We start from the raw sequence: 11,023 nt of genomic DNA, 5'->3' as shown, positions 1-11,023 counted from the left end.
TTCTCGAAAGTGACGACTTTCTCACGATGAGACTACCGATACTTTGCTCCCAAAACTTTTCTGCACCAGTGAGGGGTCAAGCTCAAGTCCGGCGGCGTTCAAGTCAATAAACAGATTAAGGCGATCCGACATAGTGGCTACCGATATCTACGCTGAAATTCTACCGGGCCAATTTTCCTGACTTCGGATTTGCAGCAAAGATCCCCAGTTTTGGGATGTAATTTTGCCCGTATTGCAATAACCTCAGAACACAAACTGGGGTTATCGCAACGTCTCCATCAGCCAGCGCATGAGGGTGCTGTCGTCTTCAGTTTGGGAGCGGCGCAGGGCCTCTTCTAGCAGCGCTATCTCCAGCCCTGGCAACACTTCTGATACTTGCACTTCGCCACTACGCTGATCGGCCACGGCAAAGGCGATCGCATGGTAATTCCCGATTGCTGAGATTGCGCCATCCTGTTCTGCGCATTGTCCAATTTTGACGGATCAGGCTACATTGAGCGATGAACCTGGCCCATGCAAAGGATTGGCGCTATGAATTCTGGTGCTCAGCCCAACGGCGACCATCAACCCAGTGATCCAGAAGGATCGGACGTTGTTGCCGCATCTCAATCATCCTCAACCCCTGAGAACTCTGACCAGCAGGGGCAAAATGGCCTGGCAGCAGAAGCCACTGCGATAGAGCAATCGCAGAATGGGCGATCGCCCCACCCGGACGACCCATCCTCCATCATGCAAACAGACCCGGCAACCGCAAAAATTGCCCCGTCAGCCACCCAGAGTCCGCCCGCTACATTGGTCATTTTGGTGGGCGTCTTGCTCATTGTCTTGGGTCTAGTGTTTAGCCTGAACTGGCTCACCCTCATTGGGGCTCTCTTAACGCTGGTCTTAGCCTGGGGGCTAATTTGGCCCGCACTCTCCTACTTCGTCCGCGACCTTTCGCCCCAGCAGCGATCGCTCATCGTGGCGATCCCCGCCTCGGTGATTGGCGTCTTTGGACTCACCGAAGCCCTCGGCATCAATCAAGCGATTCGCACCTGGTCACTCACCCTGCGCTGGGATATTTTGGGCGCGTTTGGGGACTTTTTGGGCGCGATCGGGCAAATTTTTGTGGCTCTACTCGCCCTGTTTGTTGCCTGGCGACAGTACATCATCTCCCGCGACTTGACCCTGCAACAAAATCGCATCACCCAGCAGCAAACCATTGATTCCTACTTCCAAGGCATTTCTGAATTGGTGCTGGATGACGAAGGTCTGCTCGAAGATTGGCCCCAAGAACGCATCATTGCCGAGGCCCGCACAGCAGCGATTTTGAGCAGCATTGACGCCCCCGGCAAGGCCAAAATTATTCGCTTTTTATCGCGATCGCGCCTTCTCACCCCGCTCAAACGCGATGAACATCTGGGTCGCCCCATCTTAGATGGACAGGGAGGCTACGCCGAAGACCGCAATCGGGGGGTGCGGGTCATCAATTTAGGGGCCATCTTGGCGAACGCCGACCTATCCGGCAGCGATCTCCGATGGACTGATCTGAGCGACGTCAACCTCATTCGCGCTGACTTGAGCCGTTGTGATCTCGTCCGGGCCAACTTTTCGCGCACTATTCTCTACCAAGCCAGCCTGACTGAAGCCGATCTGATGGGAGTGACCTTTTTCTATGGCACTGCCGAATCCGCCTCGCCCCGCAGCCGTTTAGAACCGCCCGACTTCACCACCGGCAAGCATACCGGAACCGTCATTGAGGACGTGGACTTTTCGGGAGCCAAGCGCATGTCTGACGCACAACGTCAATACTGCTGCCGCTGGGGAGGAGAAACCACCCGCGCCACCATTCCGGGCGGCTGCGACGGGATTCCGAACTGCTTAGGCCGATAAAACTGCGGATTCGTCTTTAAGGTCTTCGTAAAGAATTTATAGCCCCCTCTCAAGCGGGTGGTTGTCCTCGCTAGGCTTGAACAAATTAGCTTGTCGAACTAGAAATTCCTAGGTTAGCCGCTCTGTCTGGTACTGGCATCGAACGGCAAGACCCGTTGGCAAGACCGCCCAGCAGATTGATTTAGCAACGCTATCCCTGAAACTGCCAAGATATCCGTCCAGATTTGGTGAGCTCGTTCACCCGACAATCTGTTTATTACATTGCCTAGCCGATTAGTCCCTATGCCTAAGACTAAAGTCAAGCCAAAAAGCCAGTCCAAAAAAAAGCAGAAGGCTCAGGCAACAGCGGCGGCGACTGAGCCCCAACTGTCAAAAAAAGAACTGCGAAGAATCGCCCGGGCCAAAGCCAAAGATCGGCAGCAGGTCATTGCCGCGATTATCCCCATTCTGCTAGCGAGTGTGGTGCTGGGGGCCATCATCAGCTCGGTGGCCGAACCCAAGCTAGGAATTGCCGGTGGAGCCGCGATCGCTTGCCTCGCATTATCTTATCGCTTCCCTCGATATGCCATTTATGGTTTCATCTTTTATCTGCCCCTCAGTGGCACCGTCACCTATGCCTTAGGCGGCAGTGCGGTGCTCACGCTGGCAAAAGATGCCATTTTCTTCCCTGCCCTTTTGACGGTAATTTTGTTTTGCCTAAAGTACAAACAACCGCTTGTACAGCCACCAGAATTAAGACTGCCGCTAATCATATTTATGACTTACTCAATGGCAGTACTGTTATTTGTTAATGGTTCTCAGCAACTTTCGAGCAGTGGCGAGCAGCCGATTTTATTAGGCATTTTAGGATTAAAAGCATTAGTCGGTTATCTCTTACTGATTACCTGTATCCATTACCTCATTCGGACTAAAGAAAATCTCTATTTCTTATTACGCACGCAAGCCGTTTTAATCATCATTTGTTGTATTTTAGGCTTCATTCAATACATGATGCTCAAATCAGGCAGTTGCCCGCCTACCCAAGGCGAAGGCGATGAGCTATTTAAAGCCTCTTTAGAGTCACGGTGTTTTGTGGGCGGGGCCCTCCTGTATTCGCCTCAGTTTGGCGTCATTCGCTTACCAGGCACCTTTGTCGCCCCTTGGCAGTGGGGTTGGTTCTTAATTTCCAGTACCTTCTTTGCTTTCGGCACCGCCTTTAACGATCGCTCAATTATCTGGCGCGGCATCGGCATTCTCGCTATGGTCATGGTCGGGGTCATGGCCGTAGTTTCGGGGCAGCGCATTGCTCTAGCGCTAGTCCCTGCCTCCGTGGTGCTGCTCCTCCTCATGACTGGGCAACTACTGCAGCCCAAGCGATTTTTGCCAATTGCGGTGGGGCTGGCTGGCATTCTAGTTTTCTTAGCGATCCAATATCCTGAGGTGCTCTCCGGCAGTATCGACAGTTTTGTCAGCCGGTGGAACGCTGCCCCTCCCACTGACTTTATTACCCACCAGCTAGATTGGGCCATGAAAGAGCAGCGAGGCTTTTTGGGCCGTGGGCTTGGCCGAGCCACGAACGCCGCGCGAATTTTCGGTAAGACCGTGCTGGTGGAAACTTATCACTCCAAGGTGCTGTATGAAATGGCCCCCTTAGGACTGATTTTACTGTTGTCACTGTTTACCGTTTTAGTGATTACCACGTTCAAAGCCTATCGTTCGATCAAAGACCCGAACCTGCGCGGCTATGGTGCTGCAATGTTTACCTTTGTCTTGTTTATCAGTTATTTTCCCTACTACTATCCCCTAGACGTTGATCCTGTGAATGTCTACTACTGGCTAGCTGCAGGCATCGCGCTCAAGTTGCCAGACCTCGATCGTCAGGAGCGGGCCAACAACACCGGAACTGGCAAAAAGCTCACCAAGAAGGAGTTGAAGCAACTACAGAAATCCCAAAAATCAATTGAGTTTAGATGGCCATAAGCAGTCAGATTTGACTGAGAAAAGCTCTAAGGAGACGGCTTTGTGCAGTCAAAGGTATTTGATCCTGGCAGTTGCGCATTTTTTTGCTGGGTCCATGAATCAGTACTGCAACACTGAAATACTGAGTATCCTGATACTAGCTAGCATTGATGCAGTTGCCAGTGCAACTTCTGGCTTGATAGATTGACGCTACTGCCCGATCGCCCTGCCACTCGTTTATTCAGATATTCAGATATTCAGATGTTCGACCAATCCGTTCAGTTCCTCACACCCGAAGAATCCGCTGATGTCGATAAAGCGTTACTCACCTCGCCCGAAAAATTTCTTGCGCGGCTGACGATCTCCACCAGTAAACTGTTGAAGGTCATTGCCAAAGATACGGAAACTGCGATCGCAGACCTGACGCCGCAGCAAATTATTCAGTGGTTCGAAGCCGACTCAAAACGCAAGCAAGAGCAAGGCGTCAATGCGTCCATCTTGAAATGGGAAGCACAAGACTTAAAAGATGTGACTAACGAGTAAAGTCGCTCACAAAAAATCCATCCCTTAAGGCGACAAAAGATTGACAGTTTTAACCGTAATCGCGTTGCCGTCTCAATGATGCTGGATAACTTGCGATCAGAACTCCTCAAAATCGACTCTCATCACACCTCCATCGACCGTCGGTTTGGTTTTCCGGAACCCAATACCGTCTACACCGCAGCCGACATCGGAGCACTCATCAGCACCTTTACCCACCAATTCCAAACTTGCAAGGTACGGGAAAGTCGCACGATCGCTCGTTTTAACCAGCAGTTAACCCAACTGACCGAGACCTGGCGCACGGTCGGGTCTGCTTGAGGCCTCGGCAGGCAAGGTACGCTCTCACCGCCGAAAAATCTCGACTAGCCTGACCCCAAAATCGCGATCGCCAGTCTTAAAGCAGTTTGCAGAATGCTTCAGGCGACGGAGTCATGTGTTAAGACTAGAGCAGGCAACCACCCTGTTGTCTGTCATCAGTTGTCTGGCCTTGAGCAAGAGTCTCCTGATGAGTCAGGCAGTTAACCGAAAAATTAGGTTCAAAGGCTACGAGACTGATTGGGAGGTGCCTCCCGGTAACACAGCAAACTTAGAAGGAACTACAGAATCATGGGGTTGTTTGATCGAGTCAGCCGCGTCGTTCGCTCTAATCTAAACGCCGCCGTCAGTGGTGCGGAAGATCCAGAAAAGATTTTGGATCAGGCCATCATCGACATGCAGGAAGACCTGGTGCAGATGCGACAGGCCGTTGCGAAGGCGATCGCCTCCCAAAAGCGGGTGCAGCAGCAGTACGAGCGGGCTCAATCAGAAGCCAATACCTGGCATCAGCGCGCCCAGCTCGCGTTGCAAAAGGGTGACGAAAGCCTGGCCCGAGAGGCCTTAACTCGCAAAAAGACGCAAGCCGAAACCGCCACCACCTTGAAAACGCAGCTTGACGGCCAAGCCACCCAAGTCGAGCAGCTCAAGAAAAATTTGATTGGCTTAGAAAGTAAAATTTCGGAAGCCAAGACCAAGAAAGACATGCTCAAGGCCCGGGTGAGCGCAGCGAAGGCTAACGAACAGCTGCAGAGCACCATGACTTCCATGAACACCAACAGCGCGATGGGGGCCTTTGAGCGCATGGAAGAAAAGGTGCTGATGATGGAAGCGAAGTCGCAAGCCGCACAAGAGCTGGCTGGCTCTGACCTGGAAAGTCAATTTGCGGCGTTAGAAGCGGGCGGCGATGTGGATGACGAATTGGCCGCTATGAAAGCGCAACTATCAGGCACTGCCCCCGATCAGAGCCAACTCCCCGCTGCCGATGAGCCAGTGGCTGCCCCCAAGGATGCTGCCGTTGATGCCGAGTTGGAAGAACTCAAAACTCAGTTAGACAGCCTCTAAATTACAAACGATAAAACTATTGGGCCTGTCGGCAGCGATCTCTGTCAGCAGGCTTTTTTGATGGGTCTGCGCTGCGTGTGATGGCAGCGGCCTCTTGGTCACCCTACCGTAAAATCATGGTGGGGTCGTATTGACATAGCTAGAGTCATGACACCTCGCAGCGGCGACTCTAAGAGGGTGTTTGAAAAGTTCTCCTGCCAAGGTTTTGCTACCTGGGACACTTAGAAACACGACGATAAAAGAAGCATTTCAGACTAATCTCAAGGGACTTAGGTCATCTTTGCTACGCAAAGCAACCCCTTTTTAAACAGCCTCTAAGGGGTAACTTTGTGCAGCCAAGGATACCCGCAGTCAGTCCCCATAGACACCCAACATTGATGCTTGGGGCTCGCATCTCAGCGTCTCAGGGAGTCAAAAACATGGGAAATGAAACTTTTCAAACCCTCTCTAAACCTAATGTTTACCTGACCATGAGAAAGTGATTGGCAATTACCGCAAAAGGGCATACATTACAGTCAATTCGTTTCTGATTTGTGAGGGCTTTGGTTGCTAGCCTTTCAGCCATGAGTAATCGGGTTCCTCTCGCTTGACCGAGTCATCTTGATCGCTACAAAAGCCGTTGTCCGGAGCGCCGATCGCTGCTTGGGATGATGTCTTCCCCTCTCTCAGGGCAGCCTTTTCAGGAAGCGCCCCCTTATTACCAAAGGATAAACTTATGAACGCGGAACAACAGCGGTTACAGGCTGCCAAATTGCAGCAACAGCCCTGGAAAAAATGGGGGCCGTATTTGAGTGAGCGGCAATGGGGCACGGTGCGCGAAGACTACAGTGACAATGGGGATGCCTGGAACTATTTTCCCCATGATCATGCCCGATCGCGGGCCTACCGCTGGGGCGAAGACGGGCTGGCCGGGCTCAGTGATGACCATCAGCTGCTGTGCTTTGCGATCGCCCTGTGGAATGGTCACGACCCCATCTTAAAAGAGCGGCTATTTGGCCTGACCAACAGCGAAGGCAACCACGGCGAAGATGTCAAAGAATACTACTTCTACTTAGACAGCTCGCCCACCCATGCCTACATGAAATACCTCTACAAGTATCCTCAGCAGGCGTTTCCCTACGAAGACTTGGTGAAGACCAACGGTGCCCTCGGTCGGGATGTACCGGAATATGAACTATTGGACACGGGCATCTTTGACGAGAACCGTTACTTTGATGTGTTTGTGGAATACGCCAAGGGCGGCCCCGAGGATGTGTTGATTAAACTCTCAGTGGCCAATCGCGGCCCCGAAGCTGCCCCCATTCACCTATTGCCCACGCTATGGTTTCGCAATACCTGGTCTTGGGAGGTGGGCGGCCCCAAGCCCGTATTGCAAAAAGTGGACGGGCTTGACCACAGTGCCGTGAGAGCCAGCCTCACCGACGAAGCTCTGCAACCCTTCTTGAGCGATTATGTGCTGCATTGCCAGGGGGGCGTGCCGCTCCTGTTTACCGAAAATGAAACGAATCAGGAACGGTTGTTTGGCGCTCCCAATGGGAGTCCGTTTGTCAAAGACAGCATTCATAACTATGTGGTGCAGGGTCACAGCGGCGTGGTGAATCCGGCCAGTACGGGGACGAAAGTGTCGGCCCATTACACGTTGATGGTCGCCCCTGGCACCACGGAAGTCGTCTGGTTGCGACTGTCTGCGGCTGACCTGTCAATCAACCAACCGTTTGCCGATTTTGAGGCCATTTTTGCGGCCCGTCAGCAGGAAACCGATGAGTTTTATGCCAATGTCATGCCGCCGGCATTGCTCGCCGATCGCGATCGCGCCAACATTTTCCGTCAGGCGCTGGCGGGCATGATGTGGACTAAGCAGTATTTTTACTACGACGTGGATCAGTGGCTAGAGGAGCATCAGATCACGCCTTGGATGAGTGCCGCCCAGCGACATGGCGTGCGCAATAGTGACTGGTACCACATGCTGAACGATGACATTATCTCCATGCCCGACAAGTGGGAATATCCCTGGTATGCCGCCTGGGACTTGGCCTTTCACATGTTGCCCATCAGCATCATTGACCCCGATTTTGCCAAAGAACAGCTCACCCTGATGCTGCGAGAAGATTACCTTCACCCCAATGGCCAAATTCCGGCTTATGAATGGAACTTCAGCGATGTGAATCCGCCCGTCCATGCTTGGGCCACCTGGGAAACCTACTCTCGGGAAAAGGAGATCAACAATGGTGAGGGCGACATTGAATTTCTCAAATATGCCTTCTCGAAGCTGCTGATCAACTTTACCTGGTGGGTCAATCGCAAAGACGCCAGTGGCAACAATGTCTTTGAAGGCGGCTTTTTGGGCTTAGACAACATTGGCGTGTTCGATCGCAGTTCACCTTTGCCCACTGGGGGCTGCCTGGAACAAGCCGATGGTACGGCTTGGATGGCCTTTTTTAGTCAGCGGATGTTGCAGATTGCGATCGAGTTGGCGCTGCATGATCCCCTTTACGAAGACATGGCAATCAAGTTTTTTGAGCATACGCTGTGGATCGCTGGCGCGATGGATCGCGTGGGCGACAATATGGACGAGCTGTGGGACGAGACCGATGGTTTCTTCTACGATGTGCTCCGCTTTCCGGATGGCAGTGCGACCCGCATCAAAGTGCGATCGATGGTGGGCATGCTTGTGCTGATGGCGATCGCCGTCTTTCCACCAGAAGCTTTTCAAAAACTACCGAATTTTGTGGAGCGCGCCAACCTCTTCCTCAAGCGTCATCCCGAACTGACCCACGCGATCCATCTACCGACTGAGCCCGGCTTACAGGGGCGACGCATGCTAGCCGTGGTGAACGCTGACAAGTTGCGCCGCATTCTCGCCTATTTATTAGATGAGAACGAGTTTTTGAGCGCCTACGGGATTCGCGCCTTGTCGAAATATCACGAAGAGCATCCCTACGTGTTTCATCATGGTCGACAAGAGTTTCGCGTAGACTATTTGCCGGGCGACTCCAACACGGGCATGTTTGGGGGCAATTCCAACTGGCGCGGCCCGATCTGGATGCCGGTCAATTTGTTGCTGTTGCGATCGCTGGTACACCTCTATAGCTACTACGGCGATGACTTCAAAGTGGAATGCCCCACTGGTTCCGGCAACTATGTCACCCTTTTTGAAGCGGCCGCCGAAATCGCCGACCGCTTGGTGAGCATTTTTGCCCGTAACGAAGCGGGCAATCGTCCGGTATATGGCGGTGCCGACAAGTTTCAAACCGATCCTTACTGGAATGAGTTAATTCTGTTTTACGAATACTTTCACGGCGACAACGGCGCGGGCATCGGTGCCAGTCACCAAACGGGATGGACGGGTTGCATCGCGACCATTCTCCAATCGGCCAGCTACCTGACCCCCGACATTGTGCGCACCACCGGCCCCGGTCGCTTTGTGCCACAGTAGCCGCGATCGCCTCGACTGAGGACGTTCCGGCTACAGTTGCGATGATCTTCTTGAGCCCTTGCTCGGGTAAGGTCATCGCCCGCTTGATTATCCTGTGATGTCCGCGATCACAGCGGCCAAGACTGCTGCCCGCGACATTGCGACCTCGCCCAATCCCCAAACTTCGAACCCCTGCGTCTCAAACATCTCAAAACCTGCGATAAGGTGGAAATTGCCGCCGTCACGTGGTCAGACCCATGCAATTTGCCGATCGCCTCGCTCCCCTCCAAACCAACGTTTTTGCCGATATGGATCGGGCCAAAACCCAGGCTCGCCACACCGGCCAAACGATTATTGACCTATCCCTCGGCTCGTCTGATCTGCCGACGGCCCCCGCTGTGCTCGACACCATTTCCAAGGCTCTTTACGACACCAGCACCCACGGCTATTCCCTCTTTCAGAGCACCCTGCCCTTTCGCCAAACGGCCGCCGCATGGTACACCCGCAAGTTTGGTGTGCCCGTCGATCCCGAAACCGAAGTCCTGTTGCTAATTGGCTCCCAAGAAGGGACGGCTCACTTGCCTCTCGCGTTGTTAAATCCCGGCGATTTTGCCCTGCTGACTGATCCCGGCTATCCCTCCCATACGGGCGGCGTTCACCTCGCCAGCGGCCAGTTTTACACCATGCCACTGCTCGCGGAGAATGACTTTCTGCCCCAGTTCGACGAGATTCCCCCTGCCGTGCTGGCCCAGTCTCGCATGATGGTGCTGAGCTATCCCCACAACCCCACCACCGGCTATGCTTCGCTAGACTTTTGGCGCGAAGCCGTAGCGTTTTGCCAAGCGCACGATTTGGCACTAGTTCACGATTTCCCCTACGGCGATGTCACCTACACGGGAGAACCCGCTCCCTCTGTTTTGCAAGCCGATCGCGACAAAACCGTCTCGATTGAGTTTTACTCCATGTCCAAGTCTTACAACATGGGTGGTTTCCGGGTTGGTTATGCGATCGGCAACGCCGAGTTGATCAAAGCTTTGCGACAAGTCAAAGCCGTGATTGATTTCAACCAGTATCCCGGTATTGTGCGAGGGGCGATCGCGGCCCTCTCCGGCTCCCAAGAGGGTGTTCAGCAAACCGTCAACACCTTTCGGCAACGGCGAGACGCTTTCGTAGAGGCAATGGCAAAAGTCGGCTGGCATATTCCCAAACCCGACGCCACCCAATACCTCTGGGTCAAACTCCCCGAACCCTGGGCGCAAGACTCCATCAACTTTTGTGTGCAACTGGTCGAAGCCACTGGCATCGCCCTGGCACCGGGACGCGGCTTTGGTAAACACGGCGAAGGCTACGTCCGTATTGCCCTCGTGCAACCCCCAGACGTGCTAGCAACCGCCGTCCAGAAAATTCACCACTTCATCAACCGCTAGCCTCGCCCCTGCATTAATCGACAGCCGATCAATGCAGGATATACCCTGCCACCCTGCCACCCTCACACTCTGCCACCCTTCCCCTTCCACCATGCCCCTATCTTCAGACGAAACCAAACAGCTTTTAGAACGCCTCGTCTTTGTAGACGGCACTGCCGAAGACTGGGTACAAGACGTCTGGGCACTGAGCCCCACCCTCGGTGAAACAGCAGCTCGACTGGTCGATATTTTAGACAGCTTGCTCGACTGCACCCCAGAAGAGCGACTAGAAGCCCTACTGCAAAGTCTCTATCGCGAACAATTAGAAGAATAATCAGAGACGGCACTCTTCAGGCAAGAACGGTGGCGTCTCATGAGTTGAGAGGACGAACACTTTAGGGATCTGCAACTAAATAAAGTACCCGTTCAATCCGGTTTCGACTGCGCTCAACCTACCAGTATCGAGAGTTGA

9 protein-coding genes are annotated in these 11,023 nt (G+C 53.3%); 8 read left to right on the top strand and 1 reads right to left on the bottom strand.

Annotated features, from left to right (window positions below; genetic code table 11):
- Positions 1-261 precede the first annotated feature (261 nt).
- Entirely contained in the window at positions 262-405 is a 144-nt protein-coding gene (locus JUK32_RS16280; protein ID WP_204139921.1) for a hypothetical protein, read from the bottom strand.
- 126 nt (positions 406-531) lie between these two features.
- Between JUK32_RS16280 and JUK32_RS16275 the strand changes: the two genes are divergently transcribed.
- The 8 genes from JUK32_RS16275 to JUK32_RS16240 all read left to right on the top strand — a co-directional run bounded on the left by JUK32_RS16275 (position 532) and on the right by JUK32_RS16240 (position 10,885).
- Positions 532-1,872: a pentapeptide repeat-containing protein gene (locus JUK32_RS16275; protein ID WP_204139920.1), complete on the top strand. Its 1,341-nt coding sequence runs from the start codon at positions 532-534 to the stop codon at positions 1,870-1,872.
- Positions 1,873-2,154: 282 nt separating this feature from the next.
- Positions 2,155-3,831: a hormogonium polysaccharide biosynthesis protein HpsL gene (gene hpsL, locus JUK32_RS16270; RefSeq protein WP_204139919.1), complete on the top strand. Its 1,677-nt coding sequence runs from the start codon at positions 2,155-2,157 to the stop codon at positions 3,829-3,831.
- Between the two features lie 240 nt (positions 3,832-4,071).
- On the top strand, positions 4,072-4,353 hold the full coding sequence (locus tag JUK32_RS16265) for a hypothetical protein (protein ID WP_204139918.1): 282 nt from the start codon (positions 4,072-4,074) through the stop codon (positions 4,351-4,353).
- A 75-nt stretch (positions 4,354-4,428) separates the two neighbouring features.
- Positions 4,429-4,671 (top strand): hypothetical protein, encoded by a 243-nt coding sequence (locus tag JUK32_RS16260; protein ID WP_204139917.1) that lies wholly within the window; start codon positions 4,429-4,431, stop codon positions 4,669-4,671.
- Between the two features lie 288 nt (positions 4,672-4,959).
- A complete protein-coding gene (locus tag JUK32_RS16255) occupies positions 4,960-5,730 on the top strand; it encodes a PspA/IM30 family protein (protein ID WP_204139916.1) in 771 nt (256 codons plus the stop codon).
- Between the two features lie 715 nt (positions 5,731-6,445).
- Positions 6,446-9,166, top strand: a complete 2,721-nt coding sequence (locus tag JUK32_RS16250; RefSeq protein ID WP_204139915.1) for a glucosidase — start codon at positions 6,446-6,448, stop codon at positions 9,164-9,166.
- A 236-nt stretch (positions 9,167-9,402) separates the two neighbouring features.
- A complete protein-coding gene (locus tag JUK32_RS16245) occupies positions 9,403-10,572 on the top strand; it encodes an LL-diaminopimelate aminotransferase (protein WP_204139914.1) in 1,170 nt (389 codons plus the stop codon).
- 91 nt (positions 10,573-10,663) lie between these two features.
- Positions 10,664-10,885 carry a hypothetical protein gene (locus JUK32_RS16240; protein ID WP_204139913.1) on the top strand — a complete coding sequence of 74 codons (222 nt, stop codon included), beginning with the start codon at positions 10,664-10,666 and terminating at the stop codon, positions 10,883-10,885.
- Positions 10,886-11,023 lie beyond the last annotated feature (138 nt).

This window comes from Halomicronema sp. CCY15110, assembly GCF_016888165.1.
Classification (GTDB): domain Bacteria; phylum Cyanobacteriota; class Cyanobacteriia; order Phormidesmidales; family Phormidesmidaceae; genus Halomicronema.
Note: the sequence above shows the minus strand (reverse complement) of the source record. Positions and strands in the feature narration are given on the sequence as shown.